This is a genomic window from Selenobaculum gibii (assembly GCF_030273445.1).
Lineage (GTDB): Bacteria > Bacillota > Negativicutes > ICN-92133 > ICN-92133 > Selenobaculum > Selenobaculum gibii.
The window spans coordinates 386,018-407,028 of sequence record NZ_CP120678.1; the positions used below are offsets into that span (position 1 = coordinate 386,018).

21 protein-coding genes are annotated in these 21,011 nt (G+C 31.2%); 20 read left to right on the forward strand and 1 reads right to left on the reverse strand.

The window, feature by feature from the left end; all coding sequences use genetic code 11:
* Positions 1-813, reverse strand: coding sequence for a polysaccharide deacetylase family protein (locus P3F81_RS01735; protein WP_309320568.1), 813 nt, complete (start codon positions 811-813; stop codon positions 1-3).
* Positions 814-971: 158 nt separating this feature from the next.
* Here P3F81_RS01735 and rfaD point away from each other — a divergent pair, with 158 nt between their 5' ends.
* The 20 genes from rfaD (at position 972) to P3F81_RS01835 (ending at position 20,970) form a co-directional block, all read left to right on the forward strand.
* Positions 972-1,937 carry an ADP-glyceromanno-heptose 6-epimerase gene (gene rfaD / locus P3F81_RS01740; protein WP_147666918.1) on the forward strand — a complete coding sequence of 322 codons (966 nt, stop codon included), beginning with the start codon at positions 972-974 and terminating at the stop codon, positions 1,935-1,937.
* Positions 1,934-2,449: a D-glycero-alpha-D-manno-heptose-1,7-bisphosphate 7-phosphatase gene (locus P3F81_RS01745; RefSeq protein ID WP_147666916.1), complete on the forward strand. Its 516-nt coding sequence runs from the start codon at positions 1,934-1,936 to the stop codon at positions 2,447-2,449. The genes rfaD and P3F81_RS01745 overlap by 4 nt, the downstream gene beginning before the upstream one ends.
* 41 nt (positions 2,450-2,490) lie before the next feature.
* Positions 2,491-2,628 carry a YvrJ family protein gene (locus P3F81_RS01750; protein WP_434064758.1) on the forward strand — a complete coding sequence of 46 codons (138 nt, stop codon included), beginning with the start codon at positions 2,491-2,493 and terminating at the stop codon, positions 2,626-2,628.
* Between the two features lie 190 nt (positions 2,629-2,818).
* Positions 2,819-4,216: a sugar transferase gene (locus P3F81_RS01755; RefSeq protein WP_309320569.1), complete on the forward strand. Its 1,398-nt coding sequence runs from the start codon at positions 2,819-2,821 to the stop codon at positions 4,214-4,216.
* A gap of 18 nt (positions 4,217-4,234) precedes the next feature.
* Positions 4,235-5,323: a GDP-mannose 4,6-dehydratase gene (gmd, locus tag P3F81_RS01760; protein ID WP_147666910.1), complete on the forward strand. Its 1,089-nt coding sequence runs from the start codon at positions 4,235-4,237 to the stop codon at positions 5,321-5,323.
* A 17-nt stretch (positions 5,324-5,340) separates the two neighbouring features.
* Complete coding sequence (locus P3F81_RS01765; protein ID WP_147666908.1) at positions 5,341-7,077, forward strand: ABC transporter ATP-binding protein; 1,737 nt, start codon at positions 5,341-5,343, stop codon at positions 7,075-7,077.
* A 19-nt stretch (positions 7,078-7,096) separates the two neighbouring features.
* Entirely contained in the window at positions 7,097-8,083 is a 987-nt protein-coding gene (gene pseB / locus P3F81_RS01770) for a UDP-N-acetylglucosamine 4,6-dehydratase (inverting) (protein ID WP_147666906.1), read from the forward strand.
* Positions 8,083-9,237, forward strand: a complete 1,155-nt coding sequence (gene pseC / locus P3F81_RS01775; protein WP_147667467.1) for a UDP-4-amino-4,6-dideoxy-N-acetyl-beta-L-altrosamine transaminase — start codon at positions 8,083-8,085, stop codon at positions 9,235-9,237. The genes pseB and pseC overlap by 1 nt, the downstream gene beginning before the upstream one ends.
* On the forward strand, positions 9,230-10,108 hold the full coding sequence (locus tag P3F81_RS01780; RefSeq protein WP_147666904.1) for an aldo/keto reductase: 879 nt from the start codon (positions 9,230-9,232) through the stop codon (positions 10,106-10,108). The genes pseC and P3F81_RS01780 overlap by 8 nt, the downstream gene beginning before the upstream one ends.
* Positions 10,109-10,123: 15 nt before the next feature.
* Complete coding sequence (locus P3F81_RS01785; protein ID WP_147666902.1) at positions 10,124-10,915, forward strand: SDR family oxidoreductase; 792 nt, start codon at positions 10,124-10,126, stop codon at positions 10,913-10,915.
* Positions 10,909-11,664: a cytidylyltransferase domain-containing protein gene (locus P3F81_RS01790; protein WP_147666899.1), complete on the forward strand. Its 756-nt coding sequence runs from the start codon at positions 10,909-10,911 to the stop codon at positions 11,662-11,664. Before P3F81_RS01785 ends, P3F81_RS01790 begins: the two co-directional genes overlap by 7 nt.
* Positions 11,665-11,670: 6 nt before the next feature.
* Positions 11,671-12,750 (forward strand): UDP-2,4-diacetamido-2,4,6-trideoxy-beta-L-altropyranose hydrolase, encoded by a 1,080-nt coding sequence (pseG, locus tag P3F81_RS01795; RefSeq protein WP_147666897.1) that lies wholly within the window; start codon positions 11,671-11,673, stop codon positions 12,748-12,750.
* Positions 12,707-13,171 carry a GNAT family N-acetyltransferase gene (locus tag P3F81_RS01800; protein ID WP_309320570.1) on the forward strand — a complete coding sequence of 155 codons (465 nt, stop codon included), beginning with the start codon at positions 12,707-12,709 and terminating at the stop codon, positions 13,169-13,171. The genes pseG and P3F81_RS01800 overlap by 44 nt, the downstream gene beginning before the upstream one ends.
* Positions 13,172-13,284: 113 nt before the next feature.
* Positions 13,285-14,268 (forward strand): pseudaminic acid synthase, encoded by a 984-nt coding sequence (pseI, locus tag P3F81_RS01805; RefSeq protein WP_434064763.1) that lies wholly within the window; start codon positions 13,285-13,287, stop codon positions 14,266-14,268.
* A gap of 16 nt (positions 14,269-14,284) precedes the next feature.
* On the forward strand, positions 14,285-15,565 hold the full coding sequence (locus P3F81_RS01810) for a DUF4910 domain-containing protein (protein ID WP_147666891.1): 1,281 nt from the start codon (positions 14,285-14,287) through the stop codon (positions 15,563-15,565).
* A gap of 9 nt (positions 15,566-15,574) precedes the next feature.
* Complete coding sequence (locus tag P3F81_RS01815) at positions 15,575-16,438, forward strand: class I SAM-dependent methyltransferase (protein ID WP_147666889.1); 864 nt, start codon at positions 15,575-15,577, stop codon at positions 16,436-16,438.
* 156 nt (positions 16,439-16,594) lie between these two features.
* Complete coding sequence (locus P3F81_RS01820) at positions 16,595-17,365, forward strand: hypothetical protein (protein ID WP_309320571.1); 771 nt, start codon at positions 16,595-16,597, stop codon at positions 17,363-17,365.
* 13 nt (positions 17,366-17,378) lie between these two features.
* The gene (locus P3F81_RS01825; RefSeq protein ID WP_147666885.1) at positions 17,379-18,518 is read left to right on the forward strand and encodes a radical SAM protein; all 1,140 of its coding nucleotides are present in this window, start codon (positions 17,379-17,381) and stop codon (positions 18,516-18,518) included.
* Between the two features lies 1 nt (position 18,519).
* Entirely contained in the window at positions 18,520-19,683 is a 1,164-nt protein-coding gene (locus P3F81_RS01830) for a polysaccharide pyruvyl transferase family protein (RefSeq protein ID WP_147666883.1), read from the forward strand.
* Between the two features lie 12 nt (positions 19,684-19,695).
* On the forward strand, positions 19,696-20,970 hold the full coding sequence (locus tag P3F81_RS01835) for a glycosyltransferase family 4 protein (protein ID WP_147666881.1): 1,275 nt from the start codon (positions 19,696-19,698) through the stop codon (positions 20,968-20,970).
* Positions 20,971-21,011 lie beyond the last annotated feature (41 nt).

Genomic DNA, 21,011 nt, shown 5'->3' on the forward strand with positions numbered 1-21,011 from the left:
TTATTTCTGTCTTAAATTTTTTATCCAACGCTCTAGTTGGCGCATAACGATAAAAATTGTATGGATTTTACTTACTTTTAACTTAAATTCATTTAGTGATTGACGAGAGGAAATTTGAATTCGTGGTAATGCAAAAAGATTAATGTTCCAAAGTGGAACTTGATCAAAAATTGCAAATGCTGCTTTATAACCAACATTTTTGGCTATCAGCATAGTTTCTTTATTAAAATTTCCATAGGGATAGCAAAGAAAATCAATAGATGTGTTTAACTCTTTACTAAGATAGTTTTTACTTTCTAGAAGCTCTGCTTGTAATTGACTTCCTTTACAGGTAGATAGAAAAGGATGGTTTACTGTATGCGAAGCAATTTCCATACCATTTTTTTGCCATGATTTTAATTCGTCTAGAGTCATGGTTAGCGTTGCAGCTTTATGAAAGTCTTCCCATTGGTTTTCTCGCCCAATCCAATTAGAAATAGGGAAAACGACAGCGCTCATTTTATATTTTTTTAGTAGGGGCAAAGCTGTTATATAATTATCCTTATAGCCATCATCAAAAGTTAATAAGACGGATTTTGTGGGGAGCTTTTTTTGTTTAGTATAATGCATATAAACATCGTTCATTGTGACAGTTTGGTAGCCGTTGTGATATAGATATTCAAGTTGTTCAATAAATTTTTCAACAGGTAAAGAATTTCTATCCCCGGGAATGTCAGCAATACGATGGTACATTAATATAGGAATACGTGTAGAAAAACGTAAGTATAGCCATACTATGAAGCAAAAGATGAGAAATAATAAAAGATAGGACAAAAAATCACCTCAAACAAGTTATCGTAATTATTTAAATATAGTATACCGTAAGGTAGCTGTTTAACAAAGAAATATTTAAAAAATATTGCTTTTATAGTAGTATAATAAGTAGATGAATAAAAATGTATATAAATTTCGTTGGAAAGGATAGATAATAGATGATTATAGTAACTGGTGGTGCCGGATTTATTGGCAGCAATATTGTTAAGACGTTAAATGAAGAAGGATATGAAGAAATCCTTATTGTAGATGATTTAGGAACGGGAGAAAAATTTAAAAATCTTATTGGGTTAAAATACTTTGATTATCGCCATAAAGATGATTTTTTGCGTGACATTGAAGAGGGGCTTTATGACGGTGCAAATATTGATGCAGTCTTTCATGAAGGTGCTTGCTCTGATACGATGGAATATGATTGTAACTTTATGATGGAAACTAATTACGAGTATTCAAAAACATTGTTACATTTTTGCTTGGACCGTAGAATTCCATTTTTGTATGCCTCTTCTGCATCGACATACGGAAGCGGAAAAAATGGATTTATTGAAGGCGATCAATGCGAAGATGCGTTAAATATTTATGCCTTTTCAAAATTAGCGTTTGATCGCTATGTTCGTCAAATGCTTCCAGAAGCAAAGAGCCAAGTTGTGGGATTAAAGTACTTTAATGTCTATGGACCACAAGAACATCATAAAGGGAAAATGGCATCTATTGTTTATCAATTGTATAATCAAATGAAATCAAATGGTTATGTGAAATTGTTTAAAGGAATAGATGGTTATGCTGATGGAGAGCAACTTCGTGATTTTGTTTATGTGAAAGACTTAGTAAAGGTAAATCTTTGGTTTTGGAAGAATAACGCGCCGAGTGGAATTTATAATTGTGGAACAGGAAAGGCTCATACTTTTAAAGCTGTAGCAGAAACAATTATTGCGCATTTTAATAAAGGAAGAATTGAATATATTGATTTTCCAGAGGTTTTAAAAGGAAAATATCAAAACTATACGCAAGCTGATTTAGCGAAACTTGAAGCGGCAGGATATGACGGTGGTTTTTATTCATTAGAAGATGCTGTAAGAGAATATTGCGAGTTTCTTGATGCGGGCGGTTACTTTACGCGATGAAAAAACGAGCCGTTTTTTTTGACCGTGATGGTGTCCTGAACCAAGATATTGGTTATTTGTATAAAAAAGCAGACTTTGTTTGGATGCCAAATGCGATTGAAGCAATTCGCTACATAAATCAAAAGCAGATTTATGTTTTTGTCATTACCAATCAAAGCGGTATAGCGCGAGGCTACTATGAAGAAGAGGATGTAAAGCAACTTCATCAGTGGATGAATGAAGAGCTAGCGAAATATGATGCACATATTGATGATTTCTTTTACTGTCCGCATTATGAAAACGGCAATGTTGAAAAATATGCGATATCATGCAATTGTCGTAAGCCTAAAACAGGATTAATTGAACAAGCTTTTAGCAAATATGAGGATGTTGATAGGCAAAATAGTATAATGATTGGTGACAAGTTATCTGATGTAGAATGTGCTGAAACTGCAGGATTAAGAGGAATCCACTATAAGGGGGAAAATTTGCTAAATTTGGTGCAATGCGAATTGAGAAATAGAAACTCTTAATATTTAGATTATCTTCTATTTAGAATGTACCTAAATAGGAGGTGTATGGATTTCCAATGGTAGTATCAGCTTATTTGCTGGTACGCATAGAAGGAAAACTAGAGCAGTTGCAACAAAGTATCCATGAATTACTCGAACAATTGAAAAATGGTGATATAAGGATTCGTTGCGTTATATGAATAATGCAACGAATCTTTATATATAAGTGGTATGATTATTAAATCAAAAATATAGCTTGCAAATTTTTACTGAAAATACATTTGTATATGTAACTTAGTGCGATAATATGTTATAATAAAAAACACATAAAATCGTTATATTATATAATAATTTATGTGTTTTTTGATTTTAAATAAAAGGGTGTTTTGTGTGCAAAAAAACTTTCCCACATTACGAAAATTGATTTTGCTGGTTGGGGATATAAGTGCCACTGTAGTTGCAACGTATTTAGCTGTTAATGTTGTTTTCATCTTTATGCCTGAACAAGCGAATATGAAAATATATTATGATATGATGCCGATTAATGTGATATTAATGGGAATGTTATTTAATGTATATGGATTGTTTTCGTTAAAGAAAAAACGCTATGGCGAGATTTTTTTAGGCATATTGATATCAGTATTTTATAGCTTAGTTATTATGATGGCGATTAGCTTTTTTTTACGTGAATTTGCGTATTCAAGAAGTGTACTACTTCTCACTGCGATAGGACAACTATTCCTCTTGAATTTTTGGCAATATAGTATGTGGCGGATAGAAATGATGTTATCCGCGCCGCAAAGGGCTTTAATTATTGGGAGCCAAGAGGAAGCGGTACGTGTTTTAGCTAGGCTCAGCATATCGCCGCAATTGAAATATGAGGTTAGCTATGTATCGACAGATAGTGATAGTGATGAATGGAAAGATGTTATCTATACCATAGATCTCATTATTATTTGTTCTGATTTGCCATTAAAAAAGAAAGAAAATATCGTGAATTTTTGTCAGCAACTAGATAAACAGGTACTGTTAATGCCATCTGTATATGAATTGTTCTGTAGTGGTTTGGAGATAGATAAAATAGATGATATTCCATTTTTTCAGCCTAAATATTTAAAGCTAACGCTAGAAAAAAGATCGTTAAAAAGAATCGTTGATTTAATCATATCTAGTTTAGCGATTATTTTATTAAGCCCAATTATGGTTTTAATAGCGATTACCATTAAGCTGGATAGCAAAGGTCCTATTTTATATAGTCAAGTCCGTACTGGCAGGTATGAAAATGAATTTAAAGTATATAAATTCCGTAGTATGAAGCAAGATGCTGAACGGAATTCTGGGCCAGTTATGGCGCAAGAGCAAGATGCACGTATTACGAAAGTAGGAAAGTTTATTCGTGCTACTAGGTTAGATGAATTACCACAGCTATTTAACGTTCTCATGGGGGATATGAGTATTGTAGGGCCAAGACCAGAACGTCCGTTTTTTGTAAAACAGTTTAAAAAGGAGATTACAGAATATTTATATCGACACAATGTAAAACCAGGGATAACTGGAATGGCACAAGTATATGGGAAGTATAACACGACGGTCTACGATAAATTGATTTATGACTTAATGTACATTCAAAAATGTGATTTGTTTATGGATTTTGTGATTATGATACAAACCGTACGAGTACTTTTAATGAAAAGTAGTACTGAAGGTGTGAGTGAAAGTAAAGGAAAACATGGAGTAAGGAATAATTTGAAGAAATATAGAATTAAAGAAGATTTAAATAAAGGATAAGATGGAGGCATTTATTAGATGGAGAAAGTAGCGTTAATAACAGGAATTACGGGACAAGATGGTGCATATTTAGCAGAACTTTTGCTTGAAAAGGGCTATGAAGTACATGGAATCAAGCGCAGATCATCTTTATTTAATACGGATAGAATTGACCATTTATATAAAGATTTACATGAAAAAAATGTGAAATTCTTTTTGCACTATGGAGATTTAACTGATTCGACGAATTTAATTCGTATTATTCAACAGGTACAGCCGGATGAAATTTATAATCTTGCAGCACAAAGTCATGTCCAAGTTTCCTTTGACACACCAGAATATACGGCAAATGCTGATGCACTTGGAACACTTAGGATTTTAGAAGCAATTCGAATTTTGAAACTAGAGAAGAAGACAAAATTTTATCAAGCATCTACGAGTGAGTTGTATGGCTTGGTACAAGAAACTCCACAGAAAGAAACGACTCCGTTTTATCCTCGTAGTCCGTATGCAGTTGCTAAACTGTATGGCTATTGGATAACAGTAAACTATAGGGAAGCATATGGAATCTATGCTTGTAATGGGATTCTTTTCAATCATGAATCGCCACTTCGCGGGGAAACCTTTGTAACGCGGAAGATTACAAGAGCGGTTGCTAGAATAAAACTTGGACTTCAAGAAAAGCTATACTTAGGAAATCTCAGTGCAAAACGTGACTGGGGCTATGCCAAAGACTATGTTGAAGCGATGTGGCTAATGCTTCAACAAGATAAACCAGAAGACTTTGTTGTTGCAACAGGAGAGACACATAAAGTGCGAGAGTTTGTTACACTTGCGTTTAAAGAAGTAGGAATAAATATTAAGTGGCAAGGTACAGGTATTGATGAAAAAGGGATTGATGAAGCTACAGGAAAAACTATTATTGAGGTAGATCCTAGATATTTTAGACCAACAGAAGTAGAACTACTACTAGGGGATGCGACAAAAGCACAACAAAAATTAGGCTGGGAGCCAAAAACTAACTTAGCAGAGCTTTGTGCAATGATGGTAAAAGAAGATTTAACGAGTGCGAAACGAGATTTGCTTTGTGAACAACATGGCTTTGAAACGCACCAATATAATGAGTAATTGAGGGGTTAATTTTAATGAAAGATATCTTTAAGATATTTACTATATTTACACCGAAACAACAACGATATTGTGGAGTTATTGTCTTTTGTATGGTGATAGGTGCAATGCTTGAAGCCGTTGGAATAGGTGCAATATTGCCACTGATTTCGATTATGGGGGATGAGGGCTTTTTAGATAAGCATATCGTTGTAAAACAGTATGCAGAAATTCTAAATATAACCACGCATACATCGTTTATTATCTTTTCCTCCGCATTGTTGATTATATTGTATGTGTTGAAAAATCTATATATGGCATGGTTAACTAAGTTGCAAATTAACTTTTCAACGCAAAATCAAATTGTTTATGCAGAGGGATTATTAGAAGGGTATATAAGTAAGCCATATTTATATCATTTAGATCAAAACTCTGCAACACTTTTACGCAATGTATCAAGTGGTCCCATCCTTATTTTTACGGGGATATTGATTCCGACATTCACCTTACTTACAGAAGCCATAACGGCAGTTACCATATGGAGCATGCTTATATTGGTAGATGCATTTACAGCTATCATTGTAGCTGGTTTGCTAGGTGCTATGATGTATGCAATTTTAAAGACGTTTCGTAAAAAAATTGCTAAACGAGGAGAAGTTCAAAACAAGTATTCAGCACTTTATATGAAGTGGCTAAATCAAGGGTTAGGAGCAATTAAAGAGACAAAGGTACTCAGAAAAGAAAAATATTTCTTGGACGAATTCGTTGGAGCCTATCAAAAATATGGACAAGCAAATGGTGATTTTAACTTTATTAATCAGTTGCCAAGAATGTTTATTGAAACTATGGTTACGAGTACTTTATTGATTTTGATTATTGTGAAATTAATGATGGGGATACAGCCCATGGAGATTGTACCGATTCTTGGAGTACTTGCGTTAGCTGCATTTCGACTAATGCCTTGTGCAAATCGTATTGTAAACTTATCGAATGGTATCAAATTTCAAATGCCGTTATTTAATCTTCTTTATGATGAATTAATAGCGATAAAAGAAAGAAAGTTGCAATACGAAGCTAAGACGTGTGAGGAAAAAGAACAACTAGGCTTTAATAAAGAAATAAAAGTAGAAAAATTAACGTTTAGATATCCGCAAGGGAAAAAAGAAGTACTAAAACAAATTTCTTTTAGTATTCCCAAAGGTTGTTTTGTTGGAATTGTTGGCCAATCTGGTGCCGGGAAAACAACATTTGTTGATATTATGCTTGGGTTATTAAACCCATCCAATGGAAAAATTCTTGTGGATAGTGTTGATATATTTGAAAATATACGTGCTTGGCAGGCGAACTTGTCCTATGTCCCCCAGAGTATTTATTTAATTGATGGTAGTATACGCGAAAATATAGCGTTAGGTATTCCAGAACAAGAAATAGATGATGATAAAATAGATAAGGTTCTTAAAATGGCAGAACTTTATGAATTTGTTGAAGAGTTACCAGAAAAAAGCTATACGTATGTTGGTGAACGTGGTGTAAAACTATCCGGAGGACAGAGACAAAGAATAGGGATAGCCAGAGCACTATACTATGAGCCAGAAGTTTTAATTCTTGATGAAGCGACTTCGGCATTAGATAATGAAACAGAAAAAAGTATCACACATACGATATTAAAATTAAAAGGGCAGATAACAATTATCGCGATTGCTCATCGTGTTAGTACGTTGGAAGAGTGTGATTTTAAGATAAAGTTTAATGAAGGACAGGTAGAACGTATATAAAATAAGTTGGAGTGAGAAGATGTTTAATAATAAATCAATACTAATTACTGGTGGAACAGGCTCATTTGGGAAAAAGTTTATTCAAATATTGTTTGAAAAATATCAACCTAAGAAAGTAATTGTGTTTTCACGTGATGAATTGAAGCAATTTGAAATGCAACAAGTATTTAATGAGCCTTGTATGCGTTATTTTATTGGCGATGTGCGTGATGTTGAACGATTAAAAAAAGCAATGTATAAGGTGGATTATGTAGTACATGCAGCCGCACTAAAACAAGTTCCGGCAGCTGAATATAACCCAATGGAGTGTATTAAAACTAATATTCATGGAGCGCAAAATGTAATTGATGCAGCGATTGCTTGCAATGTTGAAAAAGTAATTGCTTTATCGACGGATAAAGCGGCAAATCCGATTAATCTATATGGTGCAACAAAACTTGCCTCGGACAAATTGTTTACAGCAGCGAATAATTTAGTTGGTGATCGAAAAACTAGATTTTCTGTAGTACGATATGGAAATGTTGTAGGTTCACGTGGTTCAGTAGTGCCATTTTTTAAAAAGATTGTTGCAAATGGAGCAACAGAAATACCAATTACGGATGAAAGAATGACAAGATTTTGGCTTAAACTTGAAGATGGTGTGAACTTTGTATTGAAAAATTTCGAACGAATGCAAGGAGGAGAAATATTTATCCCGAAGATCCCTTCGATGCGAATTCTGGATTTAGCAAAAGCAATTGCGCCCGATTTATACACAAAGGTTATAGGGATTCGTCCTGGGGAAAAATTGCATGAAATCATGTGTCCAGCAGATACATATTATGAAACTTTAGAATTTGCAGATCATTATGTAATTAAACCTTCAATTAGTTTTAGTTATGCAGTTGATTATGAACACAATGCAATCGGTGAAATAGGTTTTCCTGTCGCTGATGGATTTGAATATAATTCTGGAACAAATCCACACTTTCTTACTGTAGAAGAATTAAGGGAGATGAATCCTTGATGATTTCGTATGGAAAACAAAATATTTCGCAAAAAGATATTGATAATGTTATTGAAGTTTTAAAATCAGATTTTTTAACGCAAGGACCGACTATAGAAAATTTTGAACGATATGTGGCTAATTATTGTGGGGCGAAGTATGCAGTCGCAGTTACTAATGCAACATCAGCACTTCACATTGCCTGTTTAGCAGCAGGGCTTAAAAAAGGTGATATTCTTTGGACAAGTCCAAATACTTTTGTTGCATCTGCTAATTGTGGATTGTATTGTGGAGCTGACATTGACTTTGTTGATATTGATGATAATACATATAACATGAGCATAGCGGAATTAGAACAAAAACTAAAAGAAACAAAAATAAAACCGAAGGTAGTCATTCCAGTACATTTTGCTGGTCAATCATGTGATATGTTGAGATTAAAAGAGTTGGCAGAAAAATATGGTTTTATGATTATTGAGGATGCATCACATGCAACTGGTGCAGATTATCTGAAGACTAAAATTGGCTCATGTCAATATTCTGATATGACGGTTTTTAGCTTTCATCCTGTCAAGATTGTTACGACTGGTGAAGGGGGAATGGTTTTAACTAACAGTAAAGAGTTATATGACAAACTTATTTTATTTCGTAGTCATGGAATAACCCGTAATAAAGATTTTATGAAGCGTGAATCTGATGGTCCTTGGTATTATGAGCAAGTGGATTTAGGGTTTAACTATCGGATGACTGATATACAGGCGGCGTTAGGAATAAGTCAAATGGCGCGAATTGATGAGTTTGTGGCAAAAAGAAGATATCTAGCAAATCGTTATAATGAATTATTGAAAAATATGCCACTAAAACTTCCATATCAATCGCAGAATACAAATTCATCTTGGCATATTTACGTTGTAAGAGCAGATTTTTCTAAATTGAAAATAACAAAACAAGAGTTGTTTGCTAAAATGCGTGAAAAGGGGATTAATTTAAACCTTCATTATATTCCAGTACATACTCAGCCATATTATATAAAACTTGGTTTTAATAAAGGTGATTTCCCTATTAGTGAAAAATATTATGAAGAAGTATTTACATTGCCACTATTTTATGATTTAACAGATAAACAGCAAGAATATGTTGTGAAATGTTTAGGTGGGATTCTAAAAAATGCCTAGTAAGCTTTGCTTAGGAACCGTTCAATTTGGATTGAAGTATGGAATTAATAATGCAATAGGCAGACAGCCAGTTAAAACAGAAACTTTTGACTTGTTAAAAAAAGCAATAGATTTAGGTATTACTACATTTGACACAGCAAGTGTTTATGGAAATGCAGAAGATTTATTAGGCGATTTTAATATTGCTAAAGATTCTGTAAAGGTAATATCTAAATTGAAGCCTAATATAATGGATGATATTGTGAACAATGTAATAAAGGAAGTCGAAAGATCATTAAAACGTTTAAAGTTGGCACTTATAGATGGATATTTATTACATGATGCAAAAGATTTTTATCGACAGGAAATTATGAAAGGGTTACAAATTTGTAAAGAAAAAAGTTTAGTCAAAAATATCGGAGTATCTGTTTATGGTGTAGAAGATGCTCTTAATGCAGTGAAAAGTGGACTAATTGATTACATACAAATACCTTATAATGTTTTTGATCAGCGACTAAATGAAACTGATTTTTTTGAATTAGCTGACAAAAATAAAGTGAAAGTTTTTGCAAGAAGTGCATTTTTACAAGGTTTATTATTAATGGATATAGATAAATTGCCTGCACATTTAATTGAAGCAAGACCTTATTTGGAAAAATTTAATAATATTACAAACGACTATGGATACTCACGGAGTGAAGCTGCTTTTTTATTTAGTTATTGTAATCCATCAATAGATAAAGTTGTTTTTGGTGTAGAAACTAAACAGCAATTAGAATTTAATCTAAAGATTGTCTCGGAAAGTGATGGCTTTAAAGGTTGTTATGATGAGTTATATAACAGATTCAATAAAATTGAACGAAAAATAATTGTTCCAAGTCTATGGAATTAAAGAGGTTAAAGTTATATGATTGATAATATTTTTTCTTTAAAAAATAAAACAATTGTCATTACAGGAGGTGCTGGTCACTTAGGGAAAGCAATGAGTGAAGCATTGGCCGCGTTTGGTGCAAATTTATTTATAGTAGGATATGATGAAGATAAAAATAAAAAATATGCTATGAATTTAAAAGATAAATATAAATTAGATGTATGTATTGGTGGTAATATTGATTTAAAAGATGAAGACTCAATAAAAATACAATTGGCTAATATCATAGATAAAACAGGGAAAATTGATATTTTGATTAATAATGCTGCATTTAGTTGTGCTGGTAAAGTAGAAAATATGACGAATGATGACTGGTGCAAAGGGATAGATGGAACGATTAATGGTGTATTTCGTGTTACTAAATATACTTTGCAACAGATGATAAAGCAACAATATGGCAATATTATAAATATTGCGTCTATGTATGGTATGGTGGCTCCTGATTCAAGAATCTATGGGAATAGCGGTTTTAATAATCCGGCAAATTATGGTGCGGGTAAAGCTGCTATTATACAATTTACGAAATATCTTGCAACCACGTATGGTAATAAAAACATTCGAGCGAATTCTATTTCTCCAGGACCTTTTCCAAGTTGTGAAGTGCAAAAAAATAAGGAATTTATTAAAAATTTATCTAGCAAAAATCCACTGGGCCGTATTGGACGACCAGAAGATTTACAAGGTATTATTGTTTTGTTAGCTTCTGATGCTAGTTCATATTTGACAGGACAGAATATAGCAGTTGATGGAGGTTGGACAGCATGGTAGCTAAAATTGGGTGTATCATCCAGGCAAGAATGGGATCAACTCGTTTGCCAGGTAAAGTATTAATGAAGTTAGAAGACAAAACTGTGCTAGGTCATATATTAACGAGATTAAAGCAAGTAAAAAATGCGGATGTGATTATCGTTGCAACTAGTACAAGCATTGAGGATAATAAAATTAAAGATGAATGTAATAAATATGGTGTGGAGTGCTTTAGAGGCGAGCTAAAGAATGTTTTATCACGATATTATCATGCTGCTACGTTATACGGGTTAACGGATATTGTTCGTATATGTGCTGATAATACAATACTTAATTGGGAAATTATAGATAAACAGATTGAAGCGTATTTGAAAAGTAAACCCGATATCTTATGTTGTGGAGAGAATATCACGTTGGGAACTGGCGGTGAGATATTTTCCTATGATATGCTGAAACAGGCATATTTAAATGCAAAAGAAGATTATCAATACGAACATGTAACACCATATATTTATGAAAATAGTAATCATATTGTACGTTACGATATTGAAGAAGATTTATCAAAATATCGTTTCACTTTAGATACACAAGATGATTGGGCTTTGATTCAAAAAATTTATGAGCATTTATATAAAAAAAATGCATTATTTACGTTGGAAGAAGCTATTGAGCTGATAAATACACATCCTGAGTTATATAGGATTAATGAGAATATAAAACAAATAAAAGTACTCAAAATGAATAGAGATAATAAATATGTGAAGGTGTAATATTCTATGCGATATATTATTTTTCGAGTAGATTCATCAACACAAATAGGTAGCGGTCATCTAATGAGATGCCTTACACTAGCAAATCAATTAAAAACAAAAGCTGAAATTCGTTTTATTTCACGTAATTTAGTAGGTAACTTAAATTATTTAATAACACAGAATGGGTTTAAATGTATAGAACTTTTACCTGCTAATGATAGAAATAATGTATTGTGTGGTTATGAGAAGTGGCTGACAGTTAAGCAGGAACAAGATGCAAAAGAAGTAAAAGAAATATTAAAAAATTTGGATACTGAATTGTTAGTAGTAGATAGTTATGCTATTGATGAAACTTGGGAGAAAGCTATTCGACCATTTGTAAAAAAGATTGTGGTGATTGATGACTTGGCAAATCGAAAGCATGAGTGTGATATATTGCTTGACCAAAACTATTATATTGATATGAATAATAGATATAAAGGTCTGGTAAGTGGTAAGTGTAAGTTGCTATTAGGTCCGACCTATGCACTACTTAGAGAAGAATTTTATATAGAAAAGAAAAAACAACGACAACGGAATGGGCGAATAAAAAATATTCTCGTATTTTTTGGTGGTAGTGACTTAACCAATGAAACAATGAAAACTTTAAAAGCATTGGTCTTATTAAATAAAGAAGATATTACTGTGAATGTTGTTGTGGGTGGAAGCAATCAGTATAAAGAAGAAGTAAAAGAATTTTGTCAGCGATATCACTGGATGAATTATTATTGCCAAATAAATAATATGGCAGAAATGATGAATCAAGCAGATTTAGCAATCGGTGCTGGTGGAACTACTATGTGGGAGAGATGCTTTTTAGGATTGCCAGCGATTGTAATTACTGTAGCAGAAAATCAGATTAAGATTGCCCAAGATTGTGATGAAAGCGGGTTTATTAAGTATTTAGGTAAAAGCTCTTTGGTAACCGAGCTTGTTATTTTCGAAGTCATATTAAGCTTGCATGGGGAAAAATATAAAAAATTGGAATACAATTGTACTAGGTTCAGGAGAGATAAAAATAATGAATGGATTAAATTGTTATTTGCGGGCAGTGGAATTGGATGATGCTAAGTTATTGTATATATGGCGCAATGAAAAAGAGACTCGTAAGAATTCATTTAATAGTAATTTGATAGATTTTAATGAACATTTAAATTGGTTGGAAAAAAAACTAGAGAATAATGCAAGACTATTTTATATTTTAGTGTGTGATGGTATGGAAGTAGGACAGGTTCGTGTAGATATAGAAGGAAAAATAGGTGTGGTTAATTATAGTATTGATTCAAAATATAGAAAAATGGGTTATGGCAAGCGTGTATTAGAGTTGGCGGAACAGGAATTATTAAAAAGTACTGCCAATTTAAAAAAAATAGTTGGTTATGTGAAATCGGAAAATGTAGCATCGCGACATATTTTTCAAATTCTTAATTATCAGGAAGAGTTAAAAGGTAATATGTGTATCTACACGAAATCGTTAATTGATTAAAGTATATATGGTGAATTTTAATAACATTTTTTATGAAGGCTTTTTTGAATTGGATGTGAATGCAAGTGAATATAACTAAGAAAAATATAGAAAAACCTTTTATTATTGCTGAAATGTCAGGCAATCATAATCAGTCTCTAGATAGAGCATTAGAAATTGTAGAGTTGTCTGCAAAAGCTGGTGTTGATGCACTTAAATTACAAACATATACAGCAGATACAATGACATTAAACATTGCAGAACGGGAGTTTTTCATTAAAGATAAAAACAGTTTGTGGGGTGGTACTTCATTATATGATTTATACAAAAAAGCTTATACTCCATGGGAATGGCATGGGCCAATTTTTAAACGATGTAAGGAACTTGGAATTCTAGGATTTAGTACACCTTTTGATTCTACATCGGTTGAATTTTTAGAATCACTAGATGTTCCAATGTACAAAATTGCTTCATTTGAAAATATAGATTTACCGTTAATCAAAAAAGTGGCTCAAACAGGTAAGCCGATAATTGCCTCTACAGGAATGGCAAGTATTGCTGAACTAGATGAATTAGTCAGGACAGCTAGAGAAAATGGTTGCAGGGATTTAACATTATTAAAATGTACAAGTAATTATCCATCAACTCCAGAAGGAACAAATTTGCTAACAATACCACATATGAGGGAGTTATTTAATTGTAAAGTAGGCTTATCTGATCATACGTTAGGAATAGGAGCGGCTGTTGCAAGCGTCGCTTTGGGGGCAGCTGTAATTGAGAAACATTTTACAATTTCTCGTGCCGATGGTGGAGTAGATTCAGTTTTTTCATTAGAGCCAACCGAAATGAAAATGTTAGTAGAAGAAGCAAACAGAGCATATGAAGCATTGGGTGAGATTCATTATGGAATTAGTGAGCAAGAAAAGAAGTCATTACAGTTTAGAAGAAGTTTATATATTGTAGAAGATATGAAAGCAGGAGATGTAATAACGGAAAAGAATATGAGAAGTATTAGACCAGGGGTAGGATTGAGCCCGAAGTATTATGATGTATTGATAGGGAAAACGGTAAAGTCAGATGTAAAAAAAGGAACACCACTATCCTTTGAAGTGCTTTAGGAGGGTGAATAGTGTAATGAATACAGATGGTCAAAATATGTATCATTTAGCAGAAAGGTTATTCCCAATCTGCCGAAGTATTACGGGAAATGGTGTGCGAGATACTTTAGATATTTTAAAAAGTATTTATGTAAATATGAATATTTACGAAGTAGCAACTGGTACAAAAGTTTTTGATTGGACTGTGCCAAAAGAATGGAATATCTATGATGCATACATTGCAAATGCTAAAGGTGAAAAAATTATTGATTTCAAACAACAAAATCTTCATGTAGTTGGTTATTCCCTACCTGTCGATAAAAAAGTTTCTCTAAATGAATTAAAAACAATAATTTATACACAGTCTGATCAGCCAGATGTAATTCCCTATGTAACATCTTATTACAAAGAAAGATATGGTTTTTGTATGTCAGAAAATCAAAAACAATCTTTAGTAGAAGATGAATATCATATATTTATTGATAGTAAACTAAAAGATGGCAATTTAACATATGGAGAAATCATTATTCCTGGAGAAACTAAGGAAGAAGTTTTTTTATCTACTTATATATGTCATCCTTCTATGGCAAATAATGAATTATCTGGTCCAGTAGTAGCAATTCATTTAGCAAAATGGCTAGCTAGTTTAGAAAAACGACGTTATACATATCGAATTATTTTCATTCCGGAAACTATTGGCTCTATTACATATTTAAGTAGAAATTTAGATTATCTAAAACAAAATGTAATCGCAGGATTTAATTTATCTTGTGTAGGCGATAATAGAACCTTTTCTTATGTAGAATCACGTTACGGAAATACATTAGCAGATAAGGTTGCAAAAAATATATTAAAATACTATTATCCGGATTATAAAACATACACATTTTTACAACGAGGCTCAGATGAAAGACAGTATAATGCTCCAGGGGTTGATTTGCCATTATGTGCTATTTGTCGTTCGAAATATGGTGAATATCCGGAATATCATACATCAAAAGATGATATGACTTTGATTTCTCCAGATGGTTTGCAGGGGGCTTATGAGGTTTATCAAGAGTGTATTATGGGATTAGAATATAATGATAAATATAAAATAAATTGTTTATGTGAACCTCAACTTGGCAAGCGAGGATTGTATCCAACGATTAGCCAAAAGGACACTTATAATGAAGTTAGGACAATGACTGATTTTATTGCATATGCAGATGGTAGTAATGATTTATTTGATATAAGTAATATTATTGGGGTGCCAGTAAAAAAAATAATATCAGTTGTTGATAAACTGATACAAAATAATTTAATTATGAAAGTGTAGTTGGCGACAATGAATAAATTAACAGAAGAAGATTTTGAATTATTAAACACTTGCCCATGGCATTTAGATAATGATCAAAGTATTGATTTTTTATATAAAGACAATATGGGGTGCAATATAGTAAAATGCAAGAAATGTGGGATAGTATTTGCACAGAAAAGACTAAATAAAAATGGGTTAAAAAAATATTGGGATGATTATCTAAGTCGAATTCATGTACATGACGATGAATTAGTAGAAAAAAGAAATAAAATGTATAAAATAGATTTTAGTTTTATTCAACAATATAAAAAGAATGGAAAGGTTTTAGATGTTGGTTGTGGAAATGGTTCATTTTTAGATTTATTTAATGAGTATGGATATAAAACTTTTGGTGTAGAGTTTGGAAGAGAAGCAGCAGAAAAGGCAGAAAAGAAACATAATATATATTGTGGAGAATTTTCTAAACTTGATTTGAAAGAAAAATATGATTTGATTATTTTTCGTGGAGTTTTACAATATGTACCTAATTCTAGAGAATACCTAGATAAAGCAGTTTCCTTATTAAATGACGGTGGATGTATTTTTATTACAGCACAACCGAACATGGATTCATTTTGTTTTAAATTATTTAAAGAGAAATTTACGCAACCAGTTACTGGTGTGGATTTTATAGGATACACAGAAAAAGTTTTAACACATTTTTTTGAATATAGAAATTTTAAAAAAGTAGGAGAAAAATATTTTTATGAAGAAACTCCATATGCTGATATTGAAAATGATATATTGATAGTAGCAAAGGCAATTCAGATAAAAGAAAGTAATGAAAAAATAACATTTAGAGCACCAGCTTTTTGGGGAAATATGATGAGTGTAGTCTATCGAAAGTATTAATTATTGAAGGAGGAAATTGTGAAATTGAAAAAGTTCTTAGAAAAAATAATTAAAACTTTATTGATTTTTTTGCCATATGGGGTTGTTAAATTTTTATATTCCAGAAAAGCGTATATAAAAAAAATGTTTCAAAATCCGGTTCTTTTATTTAGGACGTTGAGAATTTTAAAAAAAAATAAAGTTTATAATAATGTCCATAAAGGGCAGCGCTGTTTCATTTTATGTACTGGTCCTTCGATAAAAGAACAAAATTTAAAAGTTTTAAAAAATGAGATTGTATTTTCTGTTTCTGACGGGTATTTGTGTCGGGATTACGCGGATATATCGCCGAAATATCATTGTTCGGTTCAATTTACTTATATGGATGAATTTGACGAACAAGTTGCTTTAGAAAGATTAAAGACTATGGAGCAAAAGGTTACGAGTAAAGAATTGTTTTTTAATATATCTGAAAGGTGTTTAATTGAAAAACATCATTTATTTCAAAATAAAAATGTGAACTATGTATGCTTGGAAAAAATTTTTGAACAAGATAGAAAAAAAATATATTCAATTGAAAATATTATTCCTAGTGTGAAGTCTGTACCTATTATGGTACTTATGATCGCTATGTATATGGGATTTAAAGAAATATTTTTAATAGGGACAGAACATGATGCAGGGTTAGTCAAGGAAAAATACGAGCATGCGTTTAAAGAATCTTCAAATAGATTTTACAGTAAACACATTAGCAAAAATAATGTCTTATTAGCAAAAAAGGTTGATATTGTAAAAAGCAGGGCAGAATTATTTCATCAGTATGCTTGTTTAAATAAAATTGCGAGTTATAATGAGGTGAAAATATATAATGCGACAAACGGAGGAATTTTAGATGAGTTTGAACGAGTAGAATTTGATAGGATATTTTTGCAGCATGTTAGCAATTAAGGAGTAAAATTTAATGACCTTTAAAGTTAAAAATCACCTTAAAAAACACCCTAAAGTTTATAAAGTTTTGCAATTGATTAATTTTGTATTAAGAAGTAAGTGGTTTCCTAAAAGTTTTAAAAAAAATCGATATCCCGAAATATTACAATTCCCTATCACTAATCGTTGTAATGCGAAGTGCGTAATGTGCAATGTTCATCAACTATCTTCTAAAAAAGAAATGAATTTAGAGGAATTTAAAAAAGTTATAAACGATGATGTTTTTAAAGATATTCGTACGGTGGGAATAAATGGCGGAGAACCTTTTTTAAAGCCGGATTTAATAATGTTTATTGAAGAAATATTAAAAATGGAAAAAATAGAATCATTAAATATTATCTCTAATGGATTTTTAACAAATTTTATTTTAACACAAATAGAGGCTATTTATTTGAAGTGTAAAGAAAAAAATGTTCATTTTCATATATCTATTTCGTTGGACGGATATGGACAAATTCATGATAAAGTTAGAGGGGTAAATCAATCATTTGAAAAGACACTGATGACAATTCAAGAGATTGCAAAAAATTCAACTAAGTATTGTGATACATATGATATTGGTTGTACTATTGTAAAACAAAATGTAGACTATTTAGTGGAGTTGGATAGTTTTGCAGCGCGAAAAGGATTTAAAATAAAATATCGCTTAGGAATTGAAAATAATAGATTAAATAATCAAGAATTAAAGGATAAATATAGCGTCATAGATGATCCGCACTTTAAGCAAAGTTCAGCTGAATTTTTATTTTCAATGATTTTTAAGGCGGAAACCATATATGAGAAATTTAAATATTATTCATTATTTTCTTTTTTATCTCATAGTTCAAAACGAAAACTAGGATGTGACTGGAAAGAGAAGGGCATAACTTTAGATGGAGAAGGTAATATTTACTATTGTGCAGTAAAAAGCCCTTGCCTTGCAAATTTAAAAGAAAGAAGAGGTAAAGAAGTATTATTTTCATCTAAAGCTGTAAAAGAAAAAAAGAAAATCATGGATTTGTATTGCGAAAACTGTATTCATGACTATTATGGAACTCCAGATTTAAAAAATGTACTAAGGTTTTTAAAATTTATCTATCAGAATAAAATGTGGATAAAAAAATATAGGAGGTAAAATGAAAATATGTGTTTTAGGTTGGTATGGAACTGAAACCATTGGTGATAGAGCTATTTTGGCAGGAATTATTTCTTTAATAAATCAAAAAAATAATGAGTATAAAATTTATTTAGGTAGTTTATACCCATTTTATTCAAAACGCATGTTGAAAGAAGATTATAAATTATATGAATTATTGTTAAATAGAAAACTAGAGATTGAATTGTTTAATAGTAAGGATATATGTGAGTTAGAATTAAAAATTGAAGCTTCAGATGTTGTTATGATTGCTGGAGGGCCCCTGATGGATTTGCCCGAACTACATATGCTGAAGTACGCTTTTCGATATGCACATAAAAAAAATAAAAAAAATATTATTTTTGGGTGTGGCATAGGGCCTTTATTTTGTGAAGAATTTCGGCAATGTGTTTTAGATATTACAAAAATGGCAGATGTTATTATATTAAGAGATACTATATCTAAAAGAAATTTATTAGATATATCGCAAAAATATAATTATAATATTGACATAACAAAGATATTTGTAAGTTTTGATCCGGCTGTTGAGTGTGCATGGAAATATAAAATAAATAATTCTTATAGTAAAAATGCAAAAAAAAATACAATTGTTGTAAATTTAAGAGAATTCCCAATGGAATATTCAAAAGATAAAAGCATCAAAGATCAAGTAAATAAAAGGATAATTAATTTCTTATATGAAATAGTGCAGAACAACAGGGATAAGAGTATATTGTTATTGCCAATGCATTATTTTTTTATTGGCAATGATGATAGATATTATTTAAATTATTTACTTCAAACTCATATGAAAAATTATAAAAATATCTTTGTTCAAAATAAACCATTAAGTTTAGTTGAAACTATGGATAAATTTATAGATGCAGATTATGCAATTGGAATGAGGTTCCATTCTATTGTATTGGAGACTATTTTAAACGGAAACAACTATATATTAGATTATACAGAATTTAAAAAAGGAAAAATATCAGGATTCATTGATGATTGTGACAAAAATGGATTTTATAATGAAAGATATGTATGCTTACAAAATGAATTTAGTAAAATTGATTTGCGATTTAGTAAAAATGTATTCGAAATGTCAGATTCATATTATTTATCAAATAGAAGGATTTATATGAAAGCAATGAGTTCTATCTTTTAAAAAGGTGATAAAATGAAAATATTACACGTAAATACAAATGATGTTGAAGGTGGGGCAGCTCGAGCTGCATATAGAATTCATAAAGGATTAATACAAAATGAGGTCGCTTCTATGCTAATCGTTCAAAATAAAAAAACAGATGATTATACTGTGAAAAGTTTAGCTCAGAATAAATTTGTTAAGTTAAGAGATAAAGTGGTACCAAAAATTGATAATGGTATAAAAAGTTTTTATCAGAACAAGTTAGATCTTCCTTGGAGCGTAAATTTTTTTGATAATAAAAAAATTGTGGATTTTATAAATAGGTCGGATGCTGATATTGTACATTTTCATTGGGTTAATAATGCATTTATATCTATTGATGATATTGCTTCTTTGAATAAACCTATTGTGTGGACACTACATGACACTTGGGCATTTACTGGTGGATGTCATTATTTTGGTAATTGTTTAAGATATAAAAAGGGATGCGGACTTTGTAATCAACTAAAGAGTTCTCAAAAGTTTGATTTAAGTAAAATTTTATTTATAAAAAAGAAAAAAAGCTATTTGAAAAGTAATATTACAGTTGTAACGCCTAGTAAATGGATGGGAAACTGTGCTTCAGAAAGTTTATTACTAGCAGATAAAAAAATAAAGGTAATTCCAAATGGAATTGATTTAAACTTGTATAAAATGATTCGCAAGGAAACATTTCGGGAAATATTTGGTTTGAAGAATAATGATATTGTTATAATGTTTGGTGCGATGCAATCTACAAGTGATCCAAGAAAAGGATATTTTTACTTAAAAGAAGCATTAGTAAAGCTAAAAGAAAAAATAGGACTTGAGGCTAATTATAGAATAAAAATTCTTGTATTTGGAGCTGACAAACCCGAATATGAATTATTTCCGGATTATCAAACCATATATACAGGACATATTTATGATGATATAAGTTTAACTTTGCTATATAATTGTGCAGATGTGTTTGTTGCACCTTCTAAAGAAGATAATTTACCGAATACGGTTGTAGAAGCTTTGGCATGTGGTACTCCTTGTGTTGCATTTCAGATTGGTGGCATGCCAGATATGATTACTCATAAGTTAAATGGATATTTAGCAAAACCTTTTGATACAGATGATTTAGCTCAAGGAATAGCCTTTGTAATAGAAGATCAAGAAAGAAGAAATTTATTATCTATAGAAGCTAGAAAAAAGGCTGAAGAAGAATATGATATTAATGTGATTATTAAGAAGTATTTAGATTTATATAGAGAAATTTTAAAAAGTAGGATTAATAATTAGTTCAAATTTGAATACGGAGATATTTTTTAGTAGTTATGAGG

Bases quoted from the DNA above. Each gene is read 5' to 3' on its own strand.
- pseG (WP_147666897.1), top strand. From the start codon at position 11,671: ATGCGATATATTATTTTTCGAGTAGATTCATCAACACAAATAGGTAGC.
- P3F81_RS01830 (WP_147666883.1), top strand. From the start codon at position 18,520: ATGAAAATATGTGTTTTAGGTTGGTATGGAACTGAAACCATTGGTGAT.
- gmd (WP_147666910.1), top strand. From the start codon at position 4,235: ATGGAGAAAGTAGCGTTAATAACAGGAATTACGGGACAAGATGGTGCA.
- pseC (WP_147667467.1), top strand. From the start codon at position 8,083: ATGATTTCGTATGGAAAACAAAATATTTCGCAAAAAGATATTGATAAT.
- pseB (WP_147666906.1), top strand. From the start codon at position 7,097: ATGTTTAATAATAAATCAATACTAATTACTGGTGGAACAGGCTCATTT.
- P3F81_RS01800 (WP_309320570.1), top strand. From the start codon at position 12,707: ATGAATGGATTAAATTGTTATTTGCGGGCAGTGGAATTGGATGATGCT.
- P3F81_RS01785 (WP_147666902.1), top strand. From the start codon at position 10,124: ATGATTGATAATATTTTTTCTTTAAAAAATAAAACAATTGTCATTACA.
- P3F81_RS01810 (WP_147666891.1), top strand. From the start codon at position 14,285: ATGAATACAGATGGTCAAAATATGTATCATTTAGCAGAAAGGTTATTC.
- rfaD (WP_147666918.1), top strand. From the start codon at position 972: ATGATTATAGTAACTGGTGGTGCCGGATTTATTGGCAGCAATATTGTT.
- P3F81_RS01825 (WP_147666885.1), top strand. From the start codon at position 17,379: ATGACCTTTAAAGTTAAAAATCACCTTAAAAAACACCCTAAAGTTTAT.
- P3F81_RS01745 (WP_147666916.1), top strand. From the start codon at position 1,934: ATGAAAAAACGAGCCGTTTTTTTTGACCGTGATGGTGTCCTGAACCAA.
- pseI (WP_434064763.1), top strand. From the start codon at position 13,285: ATGTCAGGCAATCATAATCAGTCTCTAGATAGAGCATTAGAAATTGTA.
- P3F81_RS01780 (WP_147666904.1), top strand. From the start codon at position 9,230: ATGCCTAGTAAGCTTTGCTTAGGAACCGTTCAATTTGGATTGAAGTAT.
- P3F81_RS01790 (WP_147666899.1), top strand. From the start codon at position 10,909: ATGGTAGCTAAAATTGGGTGTATCATCCAGGCAAGAATGGGATCAACT.
- P3F81_RS01765 (WP_147666908.1), top strand. From the start codon at position 5,341: ATGAAAGATATCTTTAAGATATTTACTATATTTACACCGAAACAACAA.
- P3F81_RS01815 (WP_147666889.1), top strand. From the start codon at position 15,575: ATGAATAAATTAACAGAAGAAGATTTTGAATTATTAAACACTTGCCCA.
- P3F81_RS01835 (WP_147666881.1), top strand. From the start codon at position 19,696: ATGAAAATATTACACGTAAATACAAATGATGTTGAAGGTGGGGCAGCT.